At 65.4% G+C, this 25,348-nt stretch carries 29 protein-coding genes and 1 riboswitch; of the genes, 20 read left to right on the top strand and 9 right to left on the bottom strand.

The window, feature by feature from the left end; translation table 11 throughout:
• Positions 1-50 precede the first annotated feature (50 nt).
• Positions 51-740, bottom strand: coding sequence for a methyltransferase domain-containing protein (locus tag I6F12_RS01610; protein WP_036003432.1), 690 nt, complete (start codon positions 738-740; stop codon positions 51-53).
• Between the two features lie 33 nt (positions 741-773).
• A complete protein-coding gene (locus I6F12_RS01605) occupies positions 774-1,826 on the bottom strand; it encodes a glycosyltransferase family 1 protein (RefSeq protein ID WP_225155354.1) in 1,053 nt (350 codons plus the stop codon).
• A 273-nt stretch (positions 1,827-2,099) separates the two neighbouring features.
• Between I6F12_RS01605 and I6F12_RS01600 the strand changes: the two genes are divergently transcribed.
• The 3 genes from I6F12_RS01600 (at position 2,100) to I6F12_RS01590 (ending at position 3,880) form a co-directional block, all read left to right on the top strand.
• Positions 2,100-2,825: a L,D-transpeptidase gene (locus tag I6F12_RS01600; protein ID WP_225128362.1), complete on the top strand. Its 726-nt coding sequence runs from the start codon at positions 2,100-2,102 to the stop codon at positions 2,823-2,825.
• Between the two features lie 97 nt (positions 2,826-2,922).
• The gene (locus I6F12_RS01595) at positions 2,923-3,357 is read left to right on the top strand and encodes a c-type cytochrome (protein ID WP_036028446.1); all 435 of its coding nucleotides are present in this window, start codon (positions 2,923-2,925) and stop codon (positions 3,355-3,357) included.
• A 238-nt stretch (positions 3,358-3,595) separates the two neighbouring features.
• A complete protein-coding gene (locus I6F12_RS01590; protein ID WP_225155732.1) occupies positions 3,596-3,880 on the top strand; it encodes a GIY-YIG nuclease family protein in 285 nt (94 codons plus the stop codon).
• A gap of 89 nt (positions 3,881-3,969) precedes the next feature.
• Here I6F12_RS01590 and I6F12_RS01585 read toward each other — a convergent pair whose 3' ends face one another.
• Together I6F12_RS01585 and I6F12_RS01580 are read right to left on the bottom strand one after the other, a co-directional pair.
• Positions 3,970-4,257: a hypothetical protein gene (locus I6F12_RS01585; RefSeq protein ID WP_036028447.1), complete on the bottom strand. Its 288-nt coding sequence runs from the start codon at positions 4,255-4,257 to the stop codon at positions 3,970-3,972.
• A complete protein-coding gene (locus I6F12_RS01580) occupies positions 4,254-5,048 on the bottom strand; it encodes a thioredoxin family protein (RefSeq protein WP_036028450.1) in 795 nt (264 codons plus the stop codon). The genes I6F12_RS01585 and I6F12_RS01580 overlap by 4 nt, the downstream gene beginning before the upstream one ends.
• A 90-nt stretch (positions 5,049-5,138) precedes the next feature.
• On the opposite strand from I6F12_RS01580, the gene I6F12_RS01575 reads away from it, so the two are divergent.
• The 7 genes from I6F12_RS01575 (at position 5,139) to I6F12_RS01545 (ending at position 13,689) form a co-directional block, all read left to right on the top strand.
• Positions 5,139-6,359: a hypothetical protein gene (locus I6F12_RS01575; RefSeq protein ID WP_036028452.1), complete on the top strand. Its 1,221-nt coding sequence runs from the start codon at positions 5,139-5,141 to the stop codon at positions 6,357-6,359.
• A gap of 29 nt (positions 6,360-6,388) precedes the next feature.
• Positions 6,389-7,027 (top strand): glutaminyl-peptide cyclotransferase, encoded by a 639-nt coding sequence (locus I6F12_RS01570; protein ID WP_036028454.1) that lies wholly within the window; start codon positions 6,389-6,391, stop codon positions 7,025-7,027.
• Positions 7,028-7,268: 241 nt separating this feature from the next.
• Positions 7,269-8,837 (top strand): DUF4403 family protein, encoded by a 1,569-nt coding sequence (locus tag I6F12_RS01565; RefSeq protein ID WP_225155353.1) that lies wholly within the window; start codon positions 7,269-7,271, stop codon positions 8,835-8,837.
• 330 nt (positions 8,838-9,167) lie between these two features.
• Positions 9,168-10,277 (top strand): ABC transporter ATP-binding protein, encoded by a 1,110-nt coding sequence (locus tag I6F12_RS01560; protein ID WP_036028460.1) that lies wholly within the window; start codon positions 9,168-9,170, stop codon positions 10,275-10,277.
• Positions 10,278-10,342: 65 nt separating this feature from the next.
• On the top strand, positions 10,343-11,392 hold the full coding sequence (locus I6F12_RS01555; protein WP_036013275.1) for an ABC transporter substrate-binding protein: 1,050 nt from the start codon (positions 10,343-10,345) through the stop codon (positions 11,390-11,392).
• 207 nt (positions 11,393-11,599) lie between these two features.
• Positions 11,600-12,862: an ABC transporter permease gene (locus tag I6F12_RS01550; protein ID WP_036013273.1), complete on the top strand. Its 1,263-nt coding sequence runs from the start codon at positions 11,600-11,602 to the stop codon at positions 12,860-12,862.
• Positions 12,859-13,689 carry an ABC transporter permease gene (locus I6F12_RS01545; RefSeq protein WP_225155352.1) on the top strand — a complete coding sequence of 277 codons (831 nt, stop codon included), beginning with the start codon at positions 12,859-12,861 and terminating at the stop codon, positions 13,687-13,689. The genes I6F12_RS01550 and I6F12_RS01545 overlap by 4 nt, the downstream gene beginning before the upstream one ends.
• Positions 13,690-13,768: 79 nt before the next feature.
• Here the strand turns inward: I6F12_RS01545 and I6F12_RS01540 are convergent, their stop codons facing one another.
• Both I6F12_RS01540 and I6F12_RS01535 read right to left on the bottom strand, forming a co-directional pair.
• Positions 13,769-14,296, bottom strand: coding sequence for a PRC-barrel domain-containing protein (locus I6F12_RS01540; protein WP_036013268.1), 528 nt, complete (start codon positions 14,294-14,296; stop codon positions 13,769-13,771).
• Between the two features lie 211 nt (positions 14,297-14,507).
• A complete protein-coding gene (locus I6F12_RS01535; protein ID WP_225155351.1) occupies positions 14,508-15,047 on the bottom strand; it encodes a hypothetical protein in 540 nt (179 codons plus the stop codon).
• 179 nt (positions 15,048-15,226) lie between these two features.
• Between I6F12_RS01535 and I6F12_RS01530 the strand changes: the two genes are divergently transcribed.
• Together I6F12_RS01530 and I6F12_RS01525 are read left to right on the top strand one after the other, a co-directional pair.
• Positions 15,227-15,997, top strand: coding sequence for a response regulator (locus I6F12_RS01530; RefSeq protein ID WP_225155350.1), 771 nt, complete (start codon positions 15,227-15,229; stop codon positions 15,995-15,997).
• Between the two features lie 11 nt (positions 15,998-16,008).
• Entirely contained in the window at positions 16,009-17,331 is a 1,323-nt protein-coding gene (locus I6F12_RS01525) for an ATP-binding protein (protein ID WP_225155349.1), read from the top strand.
• On the opposite strand, the gene I6F12_RS01520 is transcribed toward I6F12_RS01525, so the two are convergent.
• Complete coding sequence (locus I6F12_RS01520) at positions 17,332-17,532, bottom strand: hypothetical protein (protein WP_036013259.1); 201 nt, start codon at positions 17,530-17,532, stop codon at positions 17,332-17,334.
• Between the two features lie 230 nt (positions 17,533-17,762).
• Between I6F12_RS01520 and I6F12_RS01515 the strand changes: the two genes are divergently transcribed.
• The 7 genes from I6F12_RS01515 (at position 17,763) to thiC (ending at position 23,435) form a co-directional block, all read left to right on the top strand.
• Positions 17,763-18,326 carry a lytic transglycosylase domain-containing protein gene (locus I6F12_RS01515; protein WP_225155348.1) on the top strand — a complete coding sequence of 188 codons (564 nt, stop codon included), beginning with the start codon at positions 17,763-17,765 and terminating at the stop codon, positions 18,324-18,326.
• A 169-nt stretch (positions 18,327-18,495) separates the two neighbouring features.
• Positions 18,496-18,624: riboswitch (TPP riboswitch) on the top strand.
• Positions 18,612-19,637 (top strand): FAD-dependent oxidoreductase, encoded by a 1,026-nt coding sequence (locus tag I6F12_RS01510; protein ID WP_225155347.1) that lies wholly within the window; start codon positions 18,612-18,614, stop codon positions 19,635-19,637. It overlaps the preceding riboswitch by 13 nt.
• Positions 19,628-19,825, top strand: a complete 198-nt coding sequence (thiS, locus tag I6F12_RS01505) for a sulfur carrier protein ThiS (RefSeq protein WP_036028477.1) — start codon at positions 19,628-19,630, stop codon at positions 19,823-19,825. Before I6F12_RS01510 ends, thiS begins: the two co-directional genes overlap by 10 nt.
• Positions 19,826-19,830: 5 nt before the next feature.
• Entirely contained in the window at positions 19,831-20,001 is a 171-nt protein-coding gene (locus I6F12_RS01500; protein WP_225149094.1) for a hypothetical protein, read from the top strand.
• Complete coding sequence (locus I6F12_RS01495) at positions 19,995-20,777, top strand: thiazole synthase (RefSeq protein ID WP_036028480.1); 783 nt, start codon at positions 19,995-19,997, stop codon at positions 20,775-20,777. The genes I6F12_RS01500 and I6F12_RS01495 overlap by 7 nt, the downstream gene beginning before the upstream one ends.
• Positions 20,764-21,372, top strand: coding sequence for a thiamine phosphate synthase (locus I6F12_RS01490; protein ID WP_225155346.1), 609 nt, complete (start codon positions 20,764-20,766; stop codon positions 21,370-21,372). Before I6F12_RS01495 ends, I6F12_RS01490 begins: the two co-directional genes overlap by 14 nt.
• A 164-nt stretch (positions 21,373-21,536) precedes the next feature.
• Positions 21,537-23,435 carry a phosphomethylpyrimidine synthase ThiC gene (gene thiC / locus I6F12_RS01485; protein WP_225155345.1) on the top strand — a complete coding sequence of 633 codons (1,899 nt, stop codon included), beginning with the start codon at positions 21,537-21,539 and terminating at the stop codon, positions 23,433-23,435.
• Here the strand turns inward: thiC and I6F12_RS01480 are convergent.
• Complete coding sequence (locus I6F12_RS01480; RefSeq protein WP_225155344.1) at positions 23,368-24,057, bottom strand: DUF4262 domain-containing protein; 690 nt, start codon at positions 24,055-24,057, stop codon at positions 23,368-23,370. The two genes, thiC and I6F12_RS01480, sit on opposite strands and share 68 nt — an antisense overlap.
• Before the next feature lie 74 nt (positions 24,058-24,131).
• Here I6F12_RS01480 and I6F12_RS01475 point away from each other — a divergent pair, with 74 nt between their 5' ends.
• Positions 24,132-24,644: a mismatch-specific DNA-glycosylase gene (locus tag I6F12_RS01475; RefSeq protein ID WP_225155343.1), complete on the top strand. Its 513-nt coding sequence runs from the start codon at positions 24,132-24,134 to the stop codon at positions 24,642-24,644.
• Positions 24,645-24,766: 122 nt separating this feature from the next.
• Here the strand turns inward: I6F12_RS01475 and I6F12_RS01470 are convergent, their stop codons facing one another.
• Entirely contained in the window at positions 24,767-25,204 is a 438-nt protein-coding gene (locus tag I6F12_RS01470) for a VOC family protein (RefSeq protein WP_225155342.1), read from the bottom strand.
• Between the last annotated feature and the right edge of the window lie 144 nt (positions 25,205-25,348).

Below are 25,348 nucleotides of genomic sequence, written 5' to 3'. Positions count from 1 at the left end.
TTGTCATGTGACGATGTGCAGCGGCGCGATGACGCACGCGACGCGTGAGCTCAAGCCGCCTTGGCGACGTCGACCTTGCGGAAGCGCACCAGCGAGAAGTGTCCCAGCGGCGGGATCAAGCGGCGCTCGGCAAGCTCGATCCCGTGCGCGCCGGCGAGCCATTTGGCGTAGCGCGACCAGGCGAACTCGGCGGTGCGGAAGCCGAGCGGACGCACCACCGGCTGCAGCTTCTGCTCGATGAAGCGGCGCATGCCGGTGTCGGCGCTGACGCGGGTGAGGATGATCAATTCGCCGCCCGGACGCAGCACGCGGGCGAATTCGTCGAGCGCCTTCTCCGGGTTCGGCACGGCGGTGACGACGTATTGCGCCATCACGACGTCGAAGGAATTATCGGGGAATTCGAGCTTCTCGGCGTCCATCACCGCGAGGCCCTCGACGTTCTTCAGCTTCTGCTCCGTCACGCGGCGGCGCGCCTTGTCCAGCATCGCTTCCGAAATGTCGGTGCCGAAGATGCGCAGGTTCGGCGCGTAGAGCGGCAGCGAGATGCCGGTGCCGACGCCGACCTCGAGCACGCGGCCGCCGATCTTGTTGGTGGCCGCGATCGCGGCCTGCCGGCCCTTGGCGAACACGCCGCCGAACACGAGATCGTAGACCGGCGCCCAGCGGTCATAGGCCTGCTCGACCGTGCCGCGCGTGAGGTCGAGCTGCTGGGTGCCGTCAAGGTTCATGATCTTAGCCATCGATGAGGTTCTCGCTGTGGTTCGAATAAACGGTCAGCCGCGCACCGGCCGCCGCGCCATGCGAGGCGAGGCGCGCAAGGAGCGGCTGGGCTGCAGTGAGGTGAGGTTGCCGACGAACTGGCGCGCGCTGTTCTCCCAGGAGCGCTCCAGCGCGAAGTTGCGGCAGGTCTCGCGTGACATCGTGAGCGCGCGCAGGCAGGCGGTGCGCAGATCGTGGTCGATCGCGCCGATCGGGTGATCGGCAATGACGTCCTTCGGGCCCGTCACCGGAAACGCCGCAACCGGCGTGCCGCAGGCGAGCGCCTCGAGCTGCACCACGCCAAAGGTGTCGGTCAGGCTCGGAAACACGAATACGTCGGCCGCGGCGAGATGCGCGGTGAGATCCGCCCCCTTCTTCTCGCCGAGGAAGACTGCGTCCGGATATTTCTTCTCCAGCGCCGCCTTCTGCGGACCGTCGCCGACCACGACCTTGGTGCCGGGCAGGTCGAGCGAGAGGAACGCTTCGAGATTCTTCTCCACCGCCACGCGCCCCATCGTCAGGAAGATCGGGCGCGGCAGGTCGAGCTGTGCCGGAGCGTCGGGATGAAACAGCCCGGTGTCGACGCCGCGCGTCCAGAAGCCGAGCCGCTTGAAGCCGCGCTCCGACAGCTCCTGCCGCAGCGAGGGCGTCGCCACCATGGTCATGGCGGCGGCATCGTGGAAATGGCGCAGCACCGCATAGCCGACGCCCGCCGGGATGCCGGTCCGCACCGAGACGTATTCCGGAAAGCGGGTCGTGTAGGAGGTGGTGAAGGCGAGCCGGTTGCGGCGGCAATAGGCGCGCGCCGCCCAGCCGATCGGGCCTTCGGTCGCGATATGCAGCGCCTCCGGCGCGGCCTTCTCGATCCGCCGCGCGATCTCCTTCGCCGAAGGCAGCGCAAAGCGCAGGCCCGGATAGGTCGGCAGCGGCCAGGACGGAAAGCCGTCGGGGGTGAGGAAGTCGATCTCGACGTCGAGGGTCTTGGCCGCATTCGCCAGGGAGGTCAGGGTGCGGACCACACCGTTGACCTGGGGATGCCAGGCGTCCGTCGCGATTAATACCCGCATGGGAAAATCCCGAGAGTTTGATGATTCTCAGGCATCGACCATCAACGAAGGATATTTCAGGCGTGTGACGTCACAGAAGTGTCGGCGCGCTGTTTTGTTCGTTAACGAGCCGGCGGGGCCACGAAACTGTCATGAAACAATTCTTGCCGCCGTGAAACCGTTTTCGGTTTTCCGCGCAAATGTCCCGAAACGTTTTGCCGTTAGGAATTCAGGCAACGGAGCACCGCAACGGTGCCGCGGTGAGCAAAACACCGAGCAAACAGGGGCGATCACATGTTCAATCTGGACACGTTCAAGACGTTTTCGCGCGCCGTTGCACTCAGTGCCGTCGCGGTTTCCGCAATCGCATTTGCAGGTGCAGCCAAGGCCGCGCCGGTGCAGATCTTCCCGTTCTTCCAGCCGCTGCCGCCGATGACCGCGCCGCAGCCGCTGCAGCCGTATCAGCCGTCGTATCAGCCCTATCAGGCGCCGACCTACCAGACCGAGCCCGAGGATCAGGAGGCGGTCGAGCTGCCGGCCCGCTTCCGCCGCCAGACCGTCTCTTACGCGACGCGCGAAGCGCCGGGCACGATCATCATCGATACGCCCAACACCTATCTCTATTACGTGCTCGGCAACGGCCAGGCATTGCGCTACGGCATCGGCGTCGGCCGCGACGGCTTCACCTGGTCCGGAATCCAGTCGGTGAGCCGCAAGGCCGAGTGGCCGGCCTGGACTCCGCCGCCGGAGATGATCGCCCGCCAGCCCTATCTGCCGCGCCACATGGCCGGCGGCCCCGGCAATCCGCTTGGCGCGCGCGCCATGTATCTCGGGGGCACCATCTACCGTATCCACGGCACCAACGCCCCCGAAACCATCGGCAAGCGCGTCTCGTCCGGCTGCATCCGCATGACCAACGAGGACGTCACCGACCTCTATTCCCGCGTCAACGTCGGCACCAAGGTGATCGTGCTGCCGATGACCGAGCGCCGCGCAGACCTCGGCGCCGCGAGCCGCTGAAGCGACAGGACAACGTAACGCGAACGGCCCCGGAACCCACCGGGGCCGTTTTCGTTTGCCCTGACATCCCGTTGCGCCTGTTGCGGCGCAATCCCCGATGGAGGCGCAAATGCGACCACGAAGGCAACCCTCGCCAAGCCCATGGCTGCACGCCCTCGCCGGCGCCGGAGCACTGACGCTGCTCGTGTCCGCGCCCGCCTCGCTCGCGCAGCAACCCGCGCCTGACGACGCCGGCAAGCAGGCTTTCAACAATTCCTGCCGCACCTGCCATTCCATGAAGGAAGGCGACAATCGCCTCGGTCCCAATCTCAACAAGATCGTCGGACGCAAGGCCGGCTCGCTGCCGGACTACAATTACTCCTCGTCCATGAAAGAAGCCGGCTTCGCCTGGGACCAGGACAAGCTCACCCGCTTCATGGTCAAGCCGGACGAGGTCGTGTCCGGCCACAAGATGCAGCCCTATGGTGGCATCTCGAAGGACGAAGCGGGTAAGGTGGTTGCGTATCTGCAAGCGGCGGGCGGAACGCAATAGAAGGCGCCACCGTGGGGCAATTGGCTTGCGAGGTGCGGCCATCCTTCGAGACGCCCGCCTCCGGCGGGCTCCTCAGGATGAGGGCTGCGTGCGCGGCCTCATCCTTGCAGCAAGCCTGGAACGTCAGTTAGCCTCTTCCTGAGGAGACCGCGAAGCGGTCGTCTCGAAGGACGAGGCGTTCACGATGACAGACGGCGCATACCTCTACATTCTCCAATGCGCGGACGGCAGTTACTAGATCGGCACGACCCGCACCGAGCTCGAGATCAGAGTCGCGCAGCACAACGCCGGCACGTTCGAGGGCTACACAAAGTCTCGTCGACCCGTCACTCTGGTCTTCTCTCAATGGTTCGATCGCATCACCGACGCAATCGAATGCGAGCGCAAGCTCAAGAAATGGAGCCGCGCGAAGAAGGAAGCGTTTATGCGCGGCGACTTCGCCAGGCTGCATGAGCTGGCAAAGCGAGGATCACATCATCCTTCGAGACGCCCGCCTCCGGCGGGCCCTCAGGATGAGGCCTGAGTGCGGGGCAGCTCTCTAGCCGCGGCTCCGATGTCGATTAGCCTCATCCTGAGGAGACCGCGGAGCGGTCGTCTCGAAGGACGAGGCGTTCACACCGGCGGCGCGCTTACCGGCTGACCGCGCCCCGCCATCAGCCTCAGCCACGCCGCGGCGTGGAACGCGCTCATCAAGAGATACATCGGCACCATCCCGCCGAGCAGAGAGCCCTGCCCGGCGCCGCACAGCATCTCCGCGGGCCCACCCCCGGGCAAAGCCGTCAGCACGGCCATGATGGCGAAGGTCGGCGTGGCCGCCAGCCCCAGCCATCTGGCGAGGTGGCGCGCGGCCGCGACGCCGTCGGGGCTGGCGCTGGGGACCGCGCTGACCGGACCGGTCATTTCCGCTCTCCCGCGGCCTCCTCGCGGAAGGCTTTCTCGCCGGCGTCCGAGATCTCCACCCATCGCTTGTCGGGCGCGGCGCCTTCGGTGTAGCTGTCGTGCCAATTCCACCATTTGTAGGTCGGGGTCTGGGGGTAACCTTCCGGCGAATCTTCCCACACCTCCTGGCGGCCGAGCGGGGTGATGTCGAGATAGTTCCAGGTCCCGCCCATCTGCTCGTCACCGCGGCTCTTGACGAAATAGGTGCGGAAGATGCGCGTCCCGTCGCGGTAGAACACATTCGTCCCGTGCCATTCGTCGACGCCGAAATCGGCATCGAAGCTGTCGGTGATGGTGACCCAGGGCATGATCCAGCCCATCCGCTGCTTCAGCCTGACGATGTCGGCTTGCGGCGCGCGCGAGGCGAACACCAGCGTGGTGTCGCGGGCATTCAAGTGCGAGACATGGGCGACCTGGTCGGCCACCATGGAGCAGCCGCGGCAGGCCTGATCGGGCCAGCCGAACACGCCGGGCTCGAAGAAGGCGCGATAGACGATCAGTTGCCGCCGGCCCTGGAACAGGTCGTGCAGACTGAGCTTGCCGCCGGGCCCCTCGAACGCATAGGTTTTGTCGACAGCCATCCACGGCATGCGGCGCCGCTCGGCGGCCAGGGCGTCGCGGGCACGGGTATGCGCCTTCTCCTTCACGAGCAGCTGCAGACGGGCCGCCTCCCAGTCCTGCGGCGACACCACCGGCGGTGTCTGCATGGCGGTCTTTCCGTTGGTTCCTGCTTTTTCTGCTGATGTCATCATGACTCTCCAAAGCTTTTGCTTGACGTCCTGCCAACGATTTCTGGCACCAACCGGCCGCGGTGCGGGAGTAACAAGTGTGGCGGGATTGACATGGAATCGCTGATCACTGCCGCTGCGCGCGCGTTAGAGGCCGGCGATCCGCTCGGCGCCTTGAACCGCGTCGCGCTGCGCAACGATGCGCCGTCGCTGGCGCTGCGCGGCATCGCGATGGCGCAGCTCGGCGATCTCGCCAAGGCCAAGTCGCTACTGCGCACCGCCGCGCGCGCCTTCGGTCCGCGCGAGGCGGTGGCACGCGCAAGATGCCTGGTGGCCGAAGCCGAGATCGCGCTGGTCTCACGCGATCTGAACTGGCCGGTGAAGACGCTCGCGGCGGCACGCGCGACGCTCGAACAGCACGGCGATCTCGTCAATGCCGCCCATGCAGGCCATGTCGAGGCCCGCCGCCTGCTTCTGGTCGGGCGCCTCGACGAGGCCGAGCGCACCCTCGCCGAAGTCCGTCCCGCCATGCTCCCGCCCGCGTCGCAGGTCGTCCGCGAGCTCGTGCTCGCCGGCATCGCCATCAGGCGGCTCAGAACGAACGACGCGCGCACAGCGCTCGGCCGCGCGGCTCACGCAGCGCGCCTTGCAGACATTCCGGCGCTCGTGGCCGAGGTCGACAGCGCGAGCCTGATCCTCGACACGCCGGCAGCGCGCCTGATCGCCCGCGGCAGCGAACATCCGCTGTTGCTGGGAGAGGTCGAACGTCTGGCGACCTCGACGGCGCTTGTCGTGGATACCTTCCATCACGTCGTGCGCAGGCAAGGCGTCGCGGTGTCGTTCGGAACGCGTCCCGTGCTGTTCGCGCTCGTGCGTCTCCTGGCCCAGGCATGGCCAGCGGATGTCTCGCGCGAGACGCTGATATCCGGCGCCTTTCAAGCCAGGCACGCCGACGAATCGCACCGCGCGCGCCTGCGCGTCGAGATCGGACGACTCCGCAGCAAGCTCGCGCCGCTGGCCGATATCAGCGCGACGAAGCAGGGCTTCGTGCTGGCGCCGCGGAAGACGCGCGACGTCCTCGTGCTGGCGCGGCCCGTTGAGGAGAAGCACGCCGCCGTCCTCGCCTTTCTTACCGACGGCGAGCCATGGTCGAGCTCGGCGCTCGCGCTTGCGCTTCGCATCAGTCCGCGCACCGTGCAGCGCGCGCTCGAGGAGCTGGCGCGGTCGGGCAAGGTGCAGTCGTTCGGACACGGACGGGCGCGCCGCTGGATGACGCCGCCCGTTCCGGGTTTCCCGACAGGCTTGTTACTCCCCACGCCGCTCCTGAAGACGTAGGATGGGCGCAAGCATGAGGGATCGAGCACATGAAACGTTCAGCCGCCGAGATCGTCACGGAGTATGGACCCTTTCCAGGCGTCGAGGCCGTGCATGGCGTCACCTATGACGGCACGCGCGTCTGGTTCGCTTCCGGCGACAAGTTGAACGCGCTCGATCCGGCCGACGGCAGGATCGCGCGCTCCATCGACGTCGCCGCGCATGCGGGAACGGCGTTCGACGGACGGCACCTGTTCCAGATCGCCGAGGACCGCATCCAGAAGATCGATGCGGCTTCGGGCAAGGTGCTCGGCACCATTCCGGCGCCGGGCGGCGGCGGCGATTCCGGCCTCGCCTGGGCCGAGGGCTCGCTCTGGGTCGGGCAATATCGCGACCGCAAGATCCATCAGATCGATCCCGAAACGGGGAAGATCCTCCGCACCATCGAGAGCAAGCGCTTCGTGACCGGGGTGACCTGGGTGGACGGCGAGCTCTGGCACGGCACCTGGGAGAACGAACAGAGCGATTTGCGTCGGATCGACCCGGAAACGGGACAAGTGATCGAGCAGATCGACATGCCCGCCGGCACGATCGTGTCAGGCCTGGAATCGGACGGCGGTGACCGCTTCTTCTGCGGCGGAGGCAATCGCGGCAAGGTGAGAGCGGTCCGGCGCCCGCGGCAAAGCTAGAGCATGATCCGGAAAAGTGCGAAGCGGTTTTCCGAAAAGATCATGCTCAAACAACAACCTAAAGCGCGATGACGATTCATCCTAATCGCATCGCGCTTTAGTCCTTGGGTCTGGCGTGACGGCACGCCGACGGCGCGTTCACAATCCATAACCTGTTCGCCCCAATTCCACCCAACGGGTGCGCTCTAGCGCCCTCCTCGCCCGCCCTGTAGAATCCCCGTCGGGGCGACTTGGGGGATTGATGCGTCTGACGTGGAATCTGAAGACTATCCTGATCGGTGTCGCGGTGCTCGCGGCGTCGTTCTTCATCAGCCTGAAGGCGATGGACTTGCTGGCGCCGCGCGCGACGAATTCGGCGCCGCCGGTCGCACAGCTGCCGCCGCTGCCGCCGGCTTCGAAGAGCTCCATCGTGATCGCGCCGGTCGCCATCGCGCTGTCGGCGATCCGCGAGCAGGCCGAGAGGGCCGCGCCGCGCAATTTCGCCGGCAAGGCCGACAACCCGATCTCGCAGATCCTGGAGAATGCCGATATCGGCTGGTCCGCCGTCCGGGGCCCGATGGCGGCAGCCGGCGACAAGGACGTGCTGACGATCTCGACCCCGCTCACCGGCAAGCTCAACGTGACCGGCTCTCTGTCGTCGAAGGCCACAGGCGCGCTCGGCGATGCGCTTGGCAGCGTGCTCGGCGGCGACGCCGCGAAGCGGATCGGCGCGGTCAACATCAAGAACCTGAACGCGAGCGCGGAGATCAAGGGCAACGTCGTCGTCACCTCGCGCCCGAAGCTCGCCGCCGCCTGGTATCTGGAGCCCAATCTCGGCGCCCAGGTCAATCTCGGTGACACCAACCTCAACGTCGCCGGCGCCAAGGTCAACGTGCCCGCGCAGGTCAAGCCGCTGATCGACAAGACCGTCGGCGAGCAGATCAACGCCGTCTCCGAGCGCATCCGCAACGATCCCAGCCTGCGCGAGAATGCCAAGGCGCAATGGATCAAGGCCTGCCGCTCGATCCCGCTGCAAGGATCCAGCGCCTCGGCGGCGCTGCCGCCGCTCTGGCTCGAGATGAAGCCGGTGCGCGCGATCGCGGCGCAGCCGCGCGTCGATGCGCAGGCCGTGACCTTATTGCTCGGCCTCGAAGCCGAGACACGCGTGACCTCGACGCCGACCAAGCCGGACTGTCCGTTCCCCGACAAGATCTCGATCGTGCCGCCGACCGGCACAGGCGTGAGTATCGGCGTGCCGATCGACGTGCCTTTCACCGAGATCAACAAGCTGATCGCAGCGCAGATGGTCGGCCGCACCTATCCGGAGGACGGCTCCGGCCCGGTCGACGTCACCGTCAAGAGCGCCAACGTCATCCCGTCGGGCGACCAACTGCTGATCTCGCTTCTGGTGCGCGCCAAGGAGAAGAAGAGCTGGTTCGGCCTCGGCGCCGAGGCGAATGTGCACATCTGGGGCCGGCCGGTGCTCGACCAGGCGCAACAGTCGCTGCGGCTCACCGACATCCAGCTCGCGCTGGAATCCGAGGCCGCGTTCGGCCTATTGGGTGCCGCCGCCCGCGCCGTCGTCCCGCAGATGCAGCAGGCGCTGCTGCAGAGGGCAACCCTGGATCTGAAGCCGATCGCCGCCAACGCCCGCGAGAAGATCGCCGCCGCGATCGCCGATTACCAGAAGAGCGAGGACGGCCTCAAGGTCGAGGCCAGGATCGACAGCCTCACTCTCGCCGACATCGCCTTCGATTCCAAGACCCTGCGCGTGGTCGCGGAAGCCGGCGGCTCGCTGAACGTATTCGTGACGAAGCTGTCGGGGATGTAGCGCGTCCCTGCGCATCGCAGGGCCGTCGCATGTGAGAGCTCTTCCCTGCGGCCATCCTTCGAGACGCCCGCTTGGGCGGGCTCCTCAGGATGAGGGCGGAGTGCGCGGCAGCTGTTGCAACGAGCACGGACGCCGATGAGCCTCATCCTGAGGAGGCGCGCAAGCGCCGTCTCGAAGGACGAGGCGTGCGTGCAGGCGCCGCCACCCGTCAGAGGCGGTTGTCCCGCCACTCGCCGGACCCGCACAATTCCTCGTCGCTTGCGCCGCTGGCATTCTCGCTGCAGGATGCTAATCTCGCACGCGCATTGTAGGGGACAACGCGAGGACAACATGGAAGCCGGCATGGTCACGCCTGCGCCGGCGCTGGTGCGTTTTTCCGGCATTCAAAAGACCTATGATGGCGAGCATCTCGTGGTGAAGAACCTCGACCTCGACATCAGGAAGGGCGAATTCATCACCCTGCTCGGCCCGTCGGGATCGGGCAAGACGACCACGCTGATGATGCTGGCCGGCTTCGAGGTGCCGACCCATGGCGAGATCTACCTCAGCGAGCGGCCGATCAAGAACGTGCCGCCGCACAGGCGCGACATCGGCATGGTGTTCCAGAACTACGCGCTGTTTCCGCACCTGACGATCGCGGAAAACATCGCCTTCCCGCTCTCGGTTCGCAAGTCGAGCAAGGCGGAGACGCAAGAGCGCGTCAGCGCGGCGCTGCGCATGATCAAGATGGAAACTTTTGCGCACCGGCGGCCCGGGCAATTGTCCGGCGGTCAGCAGCAACGCGTGGCGCTGGCCCGCGCGCTGGTGTTCAATCCGCAGCTCGTGCTGATGGACGAGCCCCTGGGCGCACTGGACAAGCGGCTGCGGGAGCAGATGCAGCTGGAGATCAAGCAGCTGCACGAGACGATGGGCATCACGATCGTCTATGTCACCCACGACCAGAGCGAAGCGCTCACGATGTCGGACCGCATCGCCGTATTCAACGACGGCATCGTGCAACAGATCGACCGCCCCGACGCGCTGTATGAGCATCCCGTGAACAGCTTCGTCGCCCACTTCATCGGTGAGAACAATGTGCTCGCCGGCACCGTGGAAACCGTGGAGAGGGATTATTGCCGCGTCGCGCTGGCCGGTGGCAGCACAGTCGCCGCACGGGCGGTCAACGTGTCAGGCGCAGGCGCATCGACCTCTCTGTCGGTGCGGCCGGAGCGTGTCGCAATAATTCCCAATGGCAATTCCAGTGAGGGACCGAACCGGCTGCCGGCAAAAGTGCAGAACACCATCTATCTCGGCGACCACGCGCTGGCCGTGCTAGATGTGGCCGGCAACGCCGAGTTCATGGTCAAGCTTCAGCCGGGAGCGCATCACGGCCTAAGACCTGGCGAAAGCGTGTTCATCACCTTCCGCCCGGAAGACTGCCTCGCCCTCGATCCCGTCTGATCTGCCGGCGACGAAACTGAAACAATCAATGTCAACGCAACTCACATGAAGAAGGAACGAAGACCATGCTGAAGCGCAAGATTGCTCTGGGTTTCGCCGCGGCATTGGGCGCCGGTGTCGCGCTGACCAATGTCGCAGAAGCGCGTGACCTCACTGTCGTCTCGTGGGGCGGCGCGTATCAGGAGGCCCAGAAGAAGGTCTATTTCGAGCCGTTCAAGAAAGCATCCGGCATCGCGATGAACGACGAATCCTGGGACGGCGGCGTCGGCGTGCTGCGCGCCAAGGTGCAGGGAGGCGCCGCCACCTGGGACGTCGTCCAGGTCGAGAGCGATGAGCTCGCGGTCGGCTGCGAGGAAGGCCTGTTCGAGAAACTGGACTATTCCAAGATCGGCGGAGAGGCCGCCTACATCCCGCCGTCGGTCAATCCTTGCGGGGTCGGCGCCATCCTCTACGATTTCGTCCTCGGCTACGACAAGGACAAGCTGAAGGAGGCCCCGAAAGGCTGGGCCGACTTCTTCGACACCAAGAAGATTCCGGGCAAGCGCGCGCTGCGCCAGGGCCCGAAGACCACGCTGGAGATCGCCCTCATGGCCGACGGCGTCGCACCGAAGGACGTCTACAAGGTGCTGGCGACCGACGAAGGCATCGAGCGCGCCTTCAAGAAGCTCGACACTATCAAGGGCGACCTTGTCTGGTGGAAGGCCGGCGCGCAGCCGCCGCAATTGCTCGCCTCCGGCGAGGTGGCGATGACCTCGGTCTACAATGGCCGCATCGACACCGCGAACAAGAACGAGAAGAAGAACTTCGGCATGGTGTGGGACGGCGCGCTCTTCACCCTCGACAGCTGGGTCATCCTGAAGGGGAGCCCGAACAAGGATGCGGCCTACAAGTTCCTGGACTTCGTCGGAAAGGCGGAGAACCAGTCCAAGCTGTCGGAGAACATTGCCTATGGCACTTCGAACAAGGATGCCGCCGGCCGGCTCGCGCCCGCCGTCCTGAAGGACCTGCCGACGGCGCCTGATAACATCAAGAACGCGGTCGAGATCAACGTGGCCTTCTGGCTCGAGAACATCGACCGCCTGACCGAGCGCTTCAACAAATGGGCCGCGAAATAGCGGGAGCAGCTAGAGGTGCGCGCGGACAACTCGCCCGTGGCGCATCCTTCGAGACGCCCGCCTACGGCGGGCCCTCAGGATGAGGTCTGAGTCTGTGGCAGCGACGTTACTGGCACCAATGTCAATGAGCCTCATCCTGAGGAGACCGCGAAGCGGTCGTCTCGAAGGACGAGGCGCTTGCTCAGGCTGCTCCAAGAGGCTTTCTCCATGACAGCAGCGCCCGCGCTCGGCGCCGATAACAAGACTGAGGTGCCGCTCAAACGCCGATTGAGGCGTGCGGAGCGGACACGCCAGGTCAAGGCATTGGCGCTGGTCCTGCCGCTTCTGCTGTTTCTGCTCTTCACCTTCGCAGGTCCCATCGCCGGCATGCTGTGGCGCTCGGTCGAGGACTGGGAGGTGCGTCAGGTCCTGCCGCAAACGGTCGCTGCTCTTGCCAGTTGGGACGGCAAGGACTTGCCGGATGAAAACGCCTATGCGGCGCTTGCAAGCGACATCCTGGCAGCGCGCGCCGCCGGCACCCTTGCGATTGCGGCCAAACGGCTCAACTACGCGCTGAACGGCTTCCGCACGATCCTGACCAGCACAGGACGCAATCTGAAGGCGGTGCCTGAGCCCGGTACGGCCAGGGAGACGCTGGGCAGGATCAACCCCGCCTGGCGCGAACGCGCCACCTGGACCACGATCAAGGACGCCGGCGGCCCGATCACCGGCTTCTACCTGCTCGCCGCGCTCGACCTGACGCGAAACGCCGACGGCGCGATCGTCGCCGCACCACCGGATCAGGCCATCTACCGCGACATTTTCCTCCGCACCTTCCTCATCAGCCTCGCTGTCACGGCCCTCTGCCTGATTCTCGGCTTTCCGGTCGCCTACCTCCTGGCGACGCTGCCGCCCGGCCGGTCGAACCTCTTGATGATCTTCGTGCTGCTGCCGTTCTGGACGTCGCTCCTGGTTCGCACCTGCGCCTGGATCGTCCTGTTGCAGAGCAAGGGCGTCGTGAACGATAGTCTGCTCTGGCTCGGCATCATCGACGCACCCTTGCGCCTGATCTACAACCGCTTCGGCGTCTGCGTTGCCATGACCCACGTTCTGCTGCCGTTCATGATCCTGCCGCTGTACAGCAGCATGAAGGCGATCTCGCCCGCCTACATGCGTGCCGCCGCTTCGCTCGGTGCACCGCCCCTCACCGCCTTCCTACGGATCTACCTGCCGCAGACCCTGCCTGGCATCGGCGCGGGAAGCCTGCTCGTCTTCATCCTGGCGCTCGGCTACTACATCACGCCGGCCCTCGTCGGCGGCGCCGCCGACCAGATGATCAGCTACTTCATCGCCCTCTACACGACCGAGACGGCCAATTGGGGCCTTGCTTCGGCGCTGGGCGCGGTGCTGCTGCTCGCCACCGTTCTGCTCGCTCTCGTCTACGGCAAGCTGGTGCAGGGCCAGCAGGTCACGGGAGGGATGAAGAATTGAGCGACAATTCCTCCTTGCGCACCCCCAGCCAGCGCATCGCGTGGACCGCGACTATCGTTGTCTCCACGCTGGTGTTCATCTTCCTGATCGCGCCGATCCTGGCGATCATGCCGCTGTCGTTCAGTTCTGGCTCGTACCTCACCTATCCGCTGCCGGGCCTTTCCTTGCGCTGGTACGACGACTTCATCAATTCGCCGCGATGGATGAACTCGCTCAAGAACAGCATGATCATCGGCATCGCCTCGACGCTGTTGTCCATGGTGCTCGGCACGCTGGCGGCGCTCGGGCTGGCGCAGTGGAAGAGCCGGTTCAAGCCGCTCGTGCTGGCCTTCGTGCTGTCGCCGGTGGTGGTGCCCGGGGTCATCACCGCGGTCGGCCTGTACTTCTTCTTCGCGCCGATCGGGCTGACCGGCAGCTATCTCGGCCTGATCCTGGCTCACACCGCGCTGGCGACGCCCTTCGTGGTGATCACGGTCGGGGCGACGCTGCAGAGCTTTGACACCAACCTGGCACGCGCCGCCGCCTCGCTCGGCGCCTCGCCAATCTACGCGTTCCGTCGCGTGATCCTGCCGCTGATCCTGCCGGGTCTGGCATCAGGCGCGCTGTTCGCGTTCGCAACCAGCTTCGACGAGGTGGTGATCGTGCTGTTCATGGCGGGCCCCGAGCAGCGCACCCTGCCGCGCGAGATGTTCAGCGGCATCCGCGAGAACATCAGCCCGACCATCACGGCAGCGGCCGTGATCTTGACGACCGTCTCGGTCATCTTGCTCGCCACCCTGGAAGCCCTGCGCCGACGCAATGAACGGCTCAAGGGCAGCGGGGGTTGAGGACGCAGGAAGTTAAAGACACGACAGCGCGCCCGGTGAAAACCAGGCGCGCTTCGTTCAGGCAGTTACGCGAGCCGCATTACTCCGCGTACTTGAACTGCGGCATGTTTTTCAGCTCGTCCTTGCTGGCATTGAACACGGCGTGGTCCGGGTACCATTTCGACGCGGACGACGTCGATGCGGTCGCTGCGGGCCTGTCGGTACCGGTCGCAGCGCCGGTCGTCGTGCCTGCGGGCCGGGCGCCGGTGTTCGCGCCGGTGCCGGTATAGGCGACGGGCTCGTTGACGAACTTCAGCTTCTCGTAGGGCACGGCGACCAGATGCTCGCCCATGCCGAGGAAGCCGCCGACTCCGATCACGGCGATCTTGATGTCACCGTTCTTGTCCATCAGCAGGTCGTTGATCGTGCCGATGTTCTCGTTGGCCTCGTTGTAGACCTTCAGGCCATCCATCTTCGAGGTGCGCCACTGGCCGGAAGCCGTCGTGGTCGTTGCGGTGGCCGCAGGGGCCGCCTTGTCGGTGGTGGCGGCGGGCGGCGTTTGCGCGATTGCGACGGTCGCAAGTAGCGCGGTACCGGCGAGGCCGGTGACGATCGATTTCATCAACATTGTTGTCCTCTCCTTCACAAAAAACTCGTGCGGAGAAAACCGCTCTGATCGGGCGCAGTTCCGTGCGTGCCGCAATTTCGTCGCGCCATGCGCGAACTGTTCCTGCGTCACTCAGGAACATTTTGCGGTGCACGGTTCCCCGCCGAGGATCATGCGCATTGGGGCAAGGCAGGACCGCGGCGAGGACCGCGCCGACCCGGCGTCGCCGAGGTCAGCTCTTGTAGTCGATCAGGAGCGCGGCGAGGCTCGAATTGCCGGTTGAGCTGCCATTGGCACCGTAGGAGGAGGCCGACGATTGCGATTGCTGCAGCGCCTGGAGGAATTGCTGGAGGATCTCGGCCGTGGTCTGGTCCGTCGAGCTGCTGCTCGTCGAATCCGTCGTCGTCGAATCCGAAGAACCGTCGTCCGGCGGCGGACCGCCTGGTCCACCCGCGCCGCCCGCGAAGGCCGACTGAAACACGCTTTTCAGCTCCTCGGCCTGTTCGGAGGTCAGCGTCCCGTTCGACACTTCGCTCGAGATGAGGTCCTCGATCCTCGACTGCATCTCGTCCTTGGAGGGAGGCGCGCCGCTCGACTGGCCGCTCGATCGGCTCTGCTGGAGCGCCGTGTCGATATCCGTCAGCGCCGTCGAGAGCGCGGACTGGTCCGACGACGAGATCGTGCCGGCGGAGACTTGCGATTGCAATTCCTGCTGAAGCCGTTGCAGTGGCGATTGATAGCTGCCGGCGGAGGCCGCCGAGATCGAGGTCATGATGGCTCCCTTGGTTTTGCGGGTTTCGCCGCGGACCACGCCACGGTATGGTTAACGGCCTTAACGAGAGCTTGCCGCTCGGCGGTGTGGCGATTGCCGTCCGTTGCTGATCGCCCGGTAGAAACAATTCGAAACAAAAATCTTCGCCTTTTGGCCGGAATTTTGGACAAACAAGGTCCATGGCCATTCCCAATCCCAACATCCTGGTCGTCGAGGACGACCGCGAAACCCGGACGCTGATTGCGAAATATCTGCGCAACAACGCCTGCAACGTCACCGCCGTCGCCGACGGCCGCGAGATGTCGCGCGCTATGGCCGACCACCGCGTCGATCTCATCATCCTCGACGTCATGCTGCCTGGCGACGACGGCCTCAGCCTGTGCCGCAAGGTGCGCGCCGAAAACCAGACGCCGATCATCATGCTGACCGCGCGCGGCGAGGACGTCGACCGCATCGTCGGCCTCGAGATGGGAGCGGACGATTATCTGCCGAAGCCGTTCAATCCGCGCGAGCTGCTCGCCCGCATCAACGCGGTGCTGCGTCGCCAGGCGGCCGCGCAAGCGGCGAGCTCGGTCGACGGTGCCTCCGCGCTCACCTTCGAAGGCTGGCGCATCGATCTGCGCTTGCGCGAGCTCCGCAATCCCGCAGGCGCGCGCGTTGCGGTGACCAGCGCCGAGTTCGACCTGCTGCGCACGTTCTGCGAGCGGCCCGGCCGCGTGCTGTCGCGCGACAGCCTGCTCGACCTCACGCAGGGGCGCAACACCGGCGCGTTCGAGCGGTCCATCGACGTCTTGGTCAGCCGCATCCGCCGCAAGATCGAGCCCAATCCGGCCGATCCCACCCTGATCAAGACGGTGCGCTCCGGCGGCTATCTGTTCACGCCACGAACCGAGGTCGCGAAAACCGAGGCAGCAAGCGCCGAAGCGACCACAGTGCCCGCGAGCAGCTGAGGGGGACGACGATGAAGCCGTTCTCGTTCTTCCACCTCAAGGGTATCGGCGGGCAGATCGCCGCGCTGGTGCTGGCCTCGACAGTGGCGCTCCATCTCGTCATCACCACCGCCTTCCTGATCATCCGGCAGGACCGCCCTGATGCCCCGCCGGACCGGGCGCATCAACTTGCCGATGCCGCGCTGCTGCTCGAGGCGGCGGAGGCGAGCGAGCGTCCGCGCCTCGTCACCGATCTCGCGCGCGCCTTCCCCGGGCTCGGCATCGAGATGCTGGCGCCCGGCACGGCCAATCTCGCGGAGAGCGACAGCCTGCATCTGCGCTGGATGCGCCGCCATCTCGGCCGCGCCTACAAGACCGGACGGCTGGCTTCAGGCAGCATCGAGCCCCGTATCGGCGTGCAATTGCCCGACGGCACCGTGATCGCGGGCCAGGTCGATGGCGCCCCGCGGCCGTTGTTCTCTGGCGCGCCCTGGCTGATGGCACTGATGAGCGCCTTCATCTGCGTCACCGTGCTCGGCCTGTGGGCGGCGCGCGCGCTGACGAGGCCGCTGTCGTCCTTCGCCGCGGCGGCGGAGAATTTCAGCCTCGAGGGCGCCGCCGAGCCGCTACCCGAGCGCGGCCCGGAGGAGATCCGCGCGGTGGCGCGCGCGCTCAACCGCATGCACGAGCGGATCGTGCGGCTGATGTCGGACCGCACGCGGATGCTGGCCGCGATCAGCCACGATTTGCGCACGCCGATCACGCGGCTGCGCCTGCGCGCCGAGTTCATCGAGGACGAGAGCAACCGCAAGCGCATGCTGATGGATCTCGACCAGATGCGCGCGATGCTGGAATCGGTGCTGTCGCTCTTGCGCGACGACCGCAAGGTCGAGGCGGTGACGCTGGTCGACATCGCCAGCACGCTCCAGCTCGTCGCCGATCAGTTCGGCGACATGGGCCATGTCGTGCACTATGTCGGGCCGGCGTCCGCGACCGCCGCCGCGCGGCCCGACGATCTGCATCGCGGCGTCACCAACCTGGTCGAGAACGCGGTGCGCTTCGGCGCCGAGGTGACGATCCGCCTCGACGTCTCGGACACCATGCTCGTCATCGACGTCGAGGACGACGGCCCCGGCATTTCGGATGCGCGCAAGCAGGAGATGCTGGAGCCGTTCGTGCGCGGCGACGACGCGCGCACCATGGACTACTCCACCGGCTTCGGGCTCGGCCTGTCGATCGCGCGCGCAATCGCGCTCGGCCACGGCGGCGAGCTGTCGCTGCATGACCGCGCCCCGCGCGGCCTGATCGTGCGGATGCGATTGCCGGTCTCGCAGGCACCGCGCCTTGCCGCCTGATCAAGCCGCGAGCGGCGGGTGCTCGATCGCCTCGTGCGGGAAGATCGCCACCGCCTCGAAGCGGTAATTGCAGGCGTGGCAGGTCCAGAGATAGGAGACGCGGCCTTCGCCCGGCTCGATCCAGTCAGGGAACGGGATCGGTGTGCCACATTGTGCACAAGGGTTCTGCTTGGGAATGTCGTCGATGTCTGCAGGGGTCATGGACGTCTCCCGAGTGCTGGCTTTGACTAGCGATTGTTGGGCGAATGCGCGAAATGGACAGACCCGCTGTCGCGTAAGGCGCTCCACCAGCTCCGAGCTTAACCCAGGTTTAAGTCGCAAAAGCGACGAGCCGGCGAAAATCGCCGTTGGTGACATTTCGCCACATCATCGCCGTGTTCCCACGGCCTAACGCGCTCGGGCGCGGGTCCGTTATGCCGAGGAATATTTCGATGAAAATCTTACGAATTGTCGCGCTGCTCGCGGCCGGATTGACGTTGCCGCAGGCAGCTTTCGCCGGGCAAGCCGAATATGCCGAGATGGTGGCCGCCCATGCCCGCGCCAACGGCGTGCCGGAAGCGCTGGTGCATCGCGTCATCATGCGCGAAAGCCGCTATCAGCCGCATGTGGTCGGTCGCGGCGGCACCATCGGGCTGATGCAGATCAAGCTCGCGACCGCCCGCGGGGTCGGCTACACCGGCGATGCAGCCGGCCTGCGCGATCCCAACACCAACCTCACCTACGCCGTGAAGTACCTCGCCGGCGCCTACCGCGCCGCCAATGGCGATCACGCGCGAGCCGTGCGTTATTTCGCGGGCGGCTATTACTACGCTGCAAAGCGCCAGCGGCAGGAGGCCGTCCAGGTCGCCAATGCCGGCGAGACCATGGGTCAGGGCACTATGGGCCAAACTTGGCTCGAGCCGAACGGCAACCCGCAGCCGATGTTCGGCGCGCCGACGCACAGGAAGCTCGCCCAGCGCGTCCGCAACGCGCGGGCACAGGTTCCCGCTCATTGATCTCCGTCATGGCCGGGCTTGACCCGGCCATCCACGTCTTTGCATCCGCGCCAAGAATGGATGCCCGGGCCTTCGCCTCGCCGAAGCGGCTTCGGCCGCGCAGGCGGGACAAGCCCGGGCATGACGACTGTTACCGCGTTGACCACCCCATCCTGCTGGCATACATTACCACCGTTCCGAGGGGTGCTCCGAGGAGGAGCTGAGATACCGCTAAATGGGCAATACCGCCCAGGACCGCGGTGACCCTTTGAACCTGATCCGGGTCATGCCGGCGAAGGGACAGGGATGTTGCAGACCATTAAGCGACCGGATTCACCGGTATCCATTATCGGCGCAGGCATCGCGGGCGCCTGGCAGGCGTTGCTATTCGCGCACGCCGGTCATGCCGTCACCTTGCACGAGCGCGGTGACGAGGCGATGACGGATGCCACCAGCCATTGGGCCGGCGGCATGCTCGCGCCCTATTGCGAGGCCGAAGTCGCCGAGCCCATCATCAGCCGCCTGGGGCTGCGCTCGCTCGATCTCTGGCGGCGCGAGCTGCCCGACACGCCGTTCAACGGCTCGCTGGTCGTCGCCCACCCGCGCGAGCGCAACGATTTCGAGCGGTTTGCGCGCATGACCGAGCATCACCGCCGGCTCGATGCCGCCGGCCTAGCCGCGCTCGAGCCGTCGCTGGAGGGCCGCTTCCGTGACGCGCTGTTCTTCCCTGCCGAGGGCCATGTCGAGCCGCGCCGCGTGCTGCCGCAGCTGCACGAGCGCATCAAGGCTGCCGGCGGCACCATCAAGTTCTGCAGCGACGTCACCGCGAACGAGCTTGCAAACCTGAATCCTAAAAGCATCGTCATCGACTGCCGCGGCCTTGGTGCCCGCGACGAGCAGAGCGAGCTTCGCGGCGTCAAGGGCGAGATGATCCTGATCGAGACGGACGAGGTGCAGCTGGCGCGCCCGGTGCGGCTGATCCATCCGCGTTGGCCGCTCTACGTGATCCCGCGCGAGAACGGCCTGTTCATGCTGGGCGCGACCTCGATCGAGGCCGAAGACACCGGCGTCAGCGTGCGCTCCGCGCTGGAGCTATTAGGGGCCGCCTACACCGTGCACCCGGCGTTCGGCGAAGCCCGCATCGTCGAATTCGGCTCGGGGCTGCGCCCCGCTTATCCCGACAATCTGCCGCGCATCGGCATTCGCGATCGTAAGATCAGCGTCAACGGCCTCTACCGCCACGGCTTCCTGATTGCGCCCGCGCTCGCCGAGCTGACGCTCGCCTATGTCGAGCGCGGCCAGATCGACAACGAGGTGATGCAATGCGCGTGATCGTCAATGGTGAGCAGCGCGAGGTGATTTCGTCCAGCGTGGACGCGCTGCTCGCCGAGCTCGACTACGAAGGCAGCCATTTCGCCATCGCGCTCAATTACGACGTCGTGCCGAAGAGCCGCTGGGCCGAGACGCTGCTGAAAGCCGGCGACGAGATCGAGATCATCACGCCGCGGCAGGGAGGGTGAGCCGAATGACGGAGCGCGCCTTCCATCTGCCGCCCGTTCAGGGTTCTTTCCGTCATTGCGAGGAGCGCAGCGACGAAGCAATCCAGAGTGTCTCCGCGGATGAATCTCTGGATTGCTTCGCTTCGCTCGCAATGACGGCGGAGAGAGCGTTAATCGAGGAAACACCGACATGGTGACCTTCTACGGCAAAACCTTCGCCTCCCGCCTGCTGATCGGCAGCGCGCTCTATCCCTCGCCTGCGATCATGCAAGGCGCGATCCGCGCCTCCGGCGCCAACATCGTCACGGTCTCGCTGCGGCGCGAATCTGCCGGCGGCAAGACCGGCGATGCGTTCTGGAAGCTGATCCGCGAGCTCGATGTGACAGTGCTGCCGAACACCGCGGGATGCCGCACCGTGCGCGAGGCGGTGACGACGGCCAAGCTCGCACGCGAATTGTTCGGCACGAGCTGGATCAAGCTCGAGGTCATCGCCGACAACGACACGCTGCAGCCCGACGTCGTCGGCCTGGTCGAAGCCGCCGGCATCCTGATCAAGGACGGTTTTGAAGTCTTCCCCTATTGCACGGAAGATCTCTCCGTCGCGAGCCGCCTGGTCGAAACGGGGTGCAAGGTGGTGATGCCGTGGGCCGCGCCGATTGGCAGCGCCAAGGGCATCACCAACCGCGATGCGCTAAAACTGTTGCGCGAGCGGCTGCCCGACATCACGCTGGTGGTCGACGCTGGCCTCGGCGCGCCCTCCCACGCCGCGCAGGCGTTCGAGCTCGGCTATGACGCCGTGCTGCTCAACACCGCCATCGCCAAAGCCGCCGATCCCGTCGCGATGGCCAACGCCTTCCGCCTCGGCTGCGAGGCCGGCCGCACCGCTTACGAGGCCGGGCTGATGAATGCCCGCGACTTCGCCTCGCCCTCCACCCCTGTCGTAGGGACCCCGTTCTGGCATGCCGTATCCTGATCGCTTCTATCCCGTGGTCGACAGCCTCCAATGGGTCGAACGCCTGACCAAGCTCGGCGTCGGCACCATCCAGCTGCGCGCCAAAGAGCTCGACGATTCGCAGGCGCTTCAGATCGTCTCCGACGCGCTGGCAATCACGAAAGGCACGCAGGCCAAGCTGGTCGTGAACGACTATTGGAGGGCCGCGATCGTCGCCGGCGCAGAATACCTGCATCTCGGTCAGGAGGATCTCGCTGACGCCGATCTCGGTGCGATCCGCGAGGCCGGCCTCAAGCTCGGCATCTCCACCCATGACGACGCGGAGCTGGAGACGGCGCTGGCAGCCAAGCCCGACTACGTCGCGCTCGGCCCGATCTTCTTCACGACCCTGAAATCGATGCGCTTCGAGCCGCAGGGCATTCCCAAAATCACCGAATGGAAGCAGCGCATCGGCACCATCCCGCTGGTTGCCATCGGCGGCATCAAGTTCGAGCACGCCGCGGAGATCTTTGCCGCCGGCGCGGATTCGATCGCGGTGGTGTCCGACGTCACCCAAAACCCCGACCCCGACGCCCGCGTGCGGCAATGGCTCGACGGTTCGAAGGAGGCGGCGTGACCGAAACTCTCTCCACCGTCATTGCGAGGAGCCCTTGCGACGAAGCAATCCAGACTGTCTCCGCGGACGCAGTTCTGGATTGCTTCGCCGCGCTCGCAATGACGAAGAACTTCGTCACCAGCGTCGTCCCGGCGCCCAAGCATACGAATTAACCGGAGGATCCCATGAACATCCGCTCCAACCCCGACAAGACCGTCCCGGCCGTCACCACCGGCCCGCTTCCCTCCTCGCGAAAGATCTTCGCGACCCCCGACGCCGCGCCTGACATCCGCGTGCCCTTGCGCGAGATCATCCTCTCCGAAGGCGCGGGCGAACCGAACCTGCCGGTCTACGACACCTCGGGCCCCTATACCGATCCCTCCGTCACCATCGACGTCAACGCCGGCTTGGCGCGCAACCGCAAGCAATGGGTGCTGGAGCGCGGCGGCGTCGAGGAATATGAGGGCCGGCAGATCAAGCCGGAGGACAATGGTAGCGTCTCCACCGACAAGGCCGCGCGCGCCTTCTCGGCCTATCACAAGCCGCTGCGCGGCCTCGACGGCCACAAGGTGACGCAGCTCGAATTCGCCCGCGCCGGCATCATCACCAAGGAGATGATCTACGTCGCGGAGCGCGAAAACCTCGGGCGCAAGCAGCAACTCGAGCGCGCCGAAGCCGCGCTCGCCGACGGCGAAAGTTTTGGCGCCTCGGTGCCCGCCTTCATCACCCCGGAGTTCGTGCGCTCGGAGATCGCGCGCGGCCGCGCCATCATCCCCTCCAACATCAATCACTCAGAGCTCGAGCCGATGATCATCGGCCGCAACTTCCTGACCAAGATCAACGCCAATATCGGCAACTCGGCGGTGACCTCGTCGGTCGAGGAAGAAGTCGAGAAGATGGTGTGGGCGATCCGCTGGGGCGCCGACACCGTGATGGACCTCTCCACGGGCCGCAACATCCACACCACGCGCGAATGGATCCTGCGCAACTCGCCGGTGCCGATCGGCACCGTGCCGATCTACCAGGCGCTGGAGAAGTGCAACGGCGATCCCGTCAAGCTGACCTGGGAGCTCTACAAGGACACCTTGATTGAGCAGTGCGAGCAGGGCGTCGACTATTTCACCATGCACGCCGGCGTCCGCCTGCAATACATCCACCTCACCGCCAGCCGAGTCACCGGCATCGTCTCCCGCGGCGGCTCGATCATGGCGAAGTGGTGCCTGGCGCATCACAAGGAGAGCTTCCTCTACACCCATTTCGACGAGATCTGCGACCTCATGCGCAAGTATGACGTCTCGTTCTCGCTCGGCGACGGCCTGCGTCCGGGCTCGATCGCCGACGCCAACGACCGCGCGCAGTTTGCGGAGCTGGAGACGCTCGGTGAGCTCACAAAGATCGCATGGGACAAGGGCTGCCAGGTCATGATCGAAGGCCCCGGCCACGTGCCGATGCACAAGATCAAGATCAACATGGACAAGCAGCTCAAGGAGTGCGGCGAGGCGCCGTTCTACACGCTCGGGCCGCTGACCACCGACATCGCGCCGGGCTATGACCACATCACCTCGGGCATTGGCGCAGCCATGATCGGCTGGTTCGGCTGCGCCATGCTCTGCTACGTCACGCCGAAGGAGCATCTCGGCCTGCCCGACCGCAACGACGTCAAGACCGGCGTCATCACCTACAAGATCGCCGCCCACGCCGCCGACCTCGCCAAGGGCCACCCCGCCGCGCAACTGCGCGACGACGCCCTCTCCCGCGCGCGGTTCGAATTCCGCTGGACCGACCAGTTCAACCTCGGCCTCGATCCCGACACCGCGAAAAACTTCCACGACGAGACGCTGCCGAAGGAAGCCCACAAGGTCGCCCATTTCTGCTCGATGTGCGGCCCAAAATTCTGCTCGATGAAGATCACGCAGGACGTGCGGGATTACGCGGCAACGCTGAACGACCCGAACAGCGTGGGGATGTCGATGAGCGGCACCGCCGAGGACGGCATGGCGAAGATGAGCGCGAAGTTCAAGGAGATGGGCGAGAGCTTGTACCTGGATGCGGAGAAGGTGAAGGAGAGCAATCGCGTGTTGTGAGAGAGTTCTCCTCGTCATGCCCGGGCTTGACCCGGCAGCCATCCGAAAAAGAGGAGCCGGGCCGACAGCCCGGCTTTCTCTTCGAAACTCGCTTTAAGAAATCCTCTTCTTCAATAACGGCTGGTCCTCTTTGACCGCGGGCAAACATTCCACTTCCCAAGGGAAGCGCCGATTGACGTCCTGCCAGATGACCTGCAGACAGGGGAATGCACGCCGCGATTTCCAGTAGAACCAACCAGATCGCCGTGCCGAGATATTCGGGATAGGCCACGAACGGCACTTCCCAGAAGCCGAGCTTGTAGCCGTTCTCCAGCAAATCATCGGAGACATCGCCATCGACGAATTTATGGCCGGACTGCACTCGGTCACGGACAAGGTTGATGATGGCCTGCGCCGTTTCGGCTCTCTGGCCGAAAATGATGAGTTCGGGATGACCATAGTTCAGATGCAGACCAATTGAAAATGCAAACGGTGGATTTGCATCTGGTATGCCCGTGATATGGCAGCCGTGATTGCGGACGTTGCGCAAAATGACTTTATCGGCTTCGTGCTCGGGCTCGGGCCATTCGAACTGATCTTGCATTTTCAACCCAGATGAAACAAGCGCAGCCAGGACGAGCATAGCGACATCCGGGGTCTTTGTCGCTAGCATATCGCTGACGCTCCTGCCGGCTACAACTCCACGGATAAGTGATTTTGTCCGATAGCAAGCTCCACCGCCTCCCCGATCAGCTCCGTCCCCACCTCCGCCTCGTTTTCGTCGGCACCGCCGCCTCGACGCGCTCGGCGGAGGTCGGACACTATTACGCCCATCCCGGCAACCGCTTCTGGCGTGCGATCCATGAGGCCGGCATCACGCCACGGCGCTGTCAGCCGAGCGAGTTCGCATCGCTGATCGAGCTCGGGATCGGCTTCACCGATCTCTGCAAGACGGGCGCCGGGATGGATCACCAGATCGCGGCGGGGACGTTCGACGTGCCGGGCTTCAGGGCGAAGATCGACAAGTACCGGCCGCGGACGATTGCGTTCACGAGCAAGAAGGCGGCGAGCTTGTTTTACGACAGGCCGTCAGCTGCGATTGCGCTGGGGCGACAGCCGCCGGATGGAAGCTGGCCGGAGATTTTTGTGCTGCCGTCGCCGTCGGGTGCGGCGTCCGGGCATTGGACGCTGGAGCCGTGGCGAGAGCTTGCGGCGTGGGTCGCTGCGTAGGGTGGATTAGCCCACGGCTGCGCGAAGCGCAGTCCGCCGGCGTAATCCACCAACTTCGTCCAGCAACCGAGGAAGGATGGTGGGTTACGGCTTCGACTAACCCACCCTACCGCACCGTCGCCTCACCCCGCATACGCCCTGTCCAGCTCCGCGATCACGATCTTCCGCATCCCCATCATCGCCTGCATCACGCGGTTCGCCTTGGTGCGGTCGGGGTCGCCGAGATAGCGGCCGAGCGCCGTCGGGATCACCTGCCAGGACAGACCGAACTTGTCCTTGAGCCAGCCGCACTGCGATTCCTCGCCCCCGTCGGCGGTCAGTGCTTTCCAGAAATAGTCGACCTCGCCTTGCGTCTCAACGTTGATGAAGAACGACACCGCTTCGTTGAAGCGGTATTTCGACCCGCCATTGAGCGCGTGGAAGCGCTGGCCTTCGAGCTCGAACACCGCCATGAAGTCGCTGACGGTTTCGATCTTGGCATTGGGAAACACCGATTTGTAGAAGGCGACGGCCGCCGGGACGTTGTTATCGAACCAGAGAAACGGCGTGATGGATGTCATGAATGGGGCTCCTTTCGGCCCGGGCGGCGCGCGGGTACTTCAAGGACGCGGGCGGGAGGGGCGTTCCGACGAGGCCGGCCGATTTTTTTTGCCCGGCGCAATTGTAGCGCGGAAAACGCGATACCTGTCGGCCGCCGCCCCAGT

The organism is Bradyrhizobium sp. IC4059 (assembly GCF_020193615.1).
Classification (GTDB): Bacteria; Pseudomonadota; Alphaproteobacteria; order Rhizobiales; family Xanthobacteraceae; genus Bradyrhizobium; species Bradyrhizobium yuanmingense.
The sequence above is the reverse complement of the archived record's forward strand: the minus strand, read 5'-3'. Positions and strand labels throughout refer to the sequence as shown.

Excerpts from the sequence above, each read along its gene's own strand:
- I6F12_RS01610 (WP_036003432.1), bottom strand. The coding sequence starts at position 740 with ATGGCTAAGATCATGAACCTTGACGGCACCCAGCAGCTCGACCTCACG.
- I6F12_RS01605 (WP_225155354.1), bottom strand. The coding sequence starts at position 1,826 with ATGCGGGTATTAATCGCGACGGACGCCTGGCATCCCCAGGTCAACGGT.
- I6F12_RS01600 (WP_225128362.1), top strand. The coding sequence starts at position 2,100 with ATGTTCAATCTGGACACGTTCAAGACGTTTTCGCGCGCCGTTGCACTC.
- I6F12_RS01595 (WP_036028446.1), top strand. The coding sequence starts at position 2,923 with ATGGAGGCGCAAATGCGACCACGAAGGCAACCCTCGCCAAGCCCATGG.
- I6F12_RS01585 (WP_036028447.1), bottom strand. The coding sequence starts at position 4,257 with ATGACCGGTCCGGTCAGCGCGGTCCCCAGCGCCAGCCCCGACGGCGTC.
- I6F12_RS01580 (WP_036028450.1), bottom strand. The coding sequence starts at position 5,048 with ATGATGACATCAGCAGAAAAAGCAGGAACCAACGGAAAGACCGCCATG.
- I6F12_RS01575 (WP_036028452.1), top strand. The coding sequence starts at position 5,139 with ATGGAATCGCTGATCACTGCCGCTGCGCGCGCGTTAGAGGCCGGCGAT.
- I6F12_RS01570 (WP_036028454.1), top strand. The coding sequence starts at position 6,389 with ATGAAACGTTCAGCCGCCGAGATCGTCACGGAGTATGGACCCTTTCCA.
- I6F12_RS01565 (WP_225155353.1), top strand. The coding sequence starts at position 7,269 with ATGCGTCTGACGTGGAATCTGAAGACTATCCTGATCGGTGTCGCGGTG.
- I6F12_RS01560 (WP_036028460.1), top strand. The coding sequence starts at position 9,168 with ATGGAAGCCGGCATGGTCACGCCTGCGCCGGCGCTGGTGCGTTTTTCC.
- I6F12_RS01555 (WP_036013275.1), top strand. The coding sequence starts at position 10,343 with ATGCTGAAGCGCAAGATTGCTCTGGGTTTCGCCGCGGCATTGGGCGCC.
- I6F12_RS01550 (WP_036013273.1), top strand. The coding sequence starts at position 11,600 with ATGACAGCAGCGCCCGCGCTCGGCGCCGATAACAAGACTGAGGTGCCG.
- I6F12_RS01540 (WP_036013268.1), bottom strand. The coding sequence starts at position 14,296 with ATGTTGATGAAATCGATCGTCACCGGCCTCGCCGGTACCGCGCTACTT.
- I6F12_RS01535 (WP_225155351.1), bottom strand. The coding sequence starts at position 15,047 with ATGACCTCGATCTCGGCGGCCTCCGCCGGCAGCTATCAATCGCCACTG.
- I6F12_RS01530 (WP_225155350.1), top strand. The coding sequence starts at position 15,227 with ATGGCCATTCCCAATCCCAACATCCTGGTCGTCGAGGACGACCGCGAA.
- I6F12_RS01525 (WP_225155349.1), top strand. The coding sequence starts at position 16,009 with ATGAAGCCGTTCTCGTTCTTCCACCTCAAGGGTATCGGCGGGCAGATC.
- I6F12_RS01520 (WP_036013259.1), bottom strand. The coding sequence starts at position 17,532 with ATGACCCCTGCAGACATCGACGACATTCCCAAGCAGAACCCTTGTGCA.
- I6F12_RS01515 (WP_225155348.1), top strand. The coding sequence starts at position 17,763 with ATGAAAATCTTACGAATTGTCGCGCTGCTCGCGGCCGGATTGACGTTG.
- I6F12_RS01510 (WP_225155347.1), top strand. The coding sequence starts at position 18,612 with ATGTTGCAGACCATTAAGCGACCGGATTCACCGGTATCCATTATCGGC.
- thiS (WP_036028477.1), top strand. The coding sequence starts at position 19,628 with ATGCGCGTGATCGTCAATGGTGAGCAGCGCGAGGTGATTTCGTCCAGC.
- I6F12_RS01500 (WP_225149094.1), top strand. The coding sequence starts at position 19,831 with ATGACGGAGCGCGCCTTCCATCTGCCGCCCGTTCAGGGTTCTTTCCGT.
- I6F12_RS01495 (WP_036028480.1), top strand. The coding sequence starts at position 19,995 with ATGGTGACCTTCTACGGCAAAACCTTCGCCTCCCGCCTGCTGATCGGC.
- I6F12_RS01490 (WP_225155346.1), top strand. The coding sequence starts at position 20,764 with ATGCCGTATCCTGATCGCTTCTATCCCGTGGTCGACAGCCTCCAATGG.
- thiC (WP_225155345.1), top strand. The coding sequence starts at position 21,537 with ATGAACATCCGCTCCAACCCCGACAAGACCGTCCCGGCCGTCACCACC.
- I6F12_RS01480 (WP_225155344.1), bottom strand. The coding sequence starts at position 24,057 with ATGCTCGTCCTGGCTGCGCTTGTTTCATCTGGGTTGAAAATGCAAGAT.
- I6F12_RS01470 (WP_225155342.1), bottom strand. The coding sequence starts at position 25,204 with ATGACATCCATCACGCCGTTTCTCTGGTTCGATAACAACGTCCCGGCG.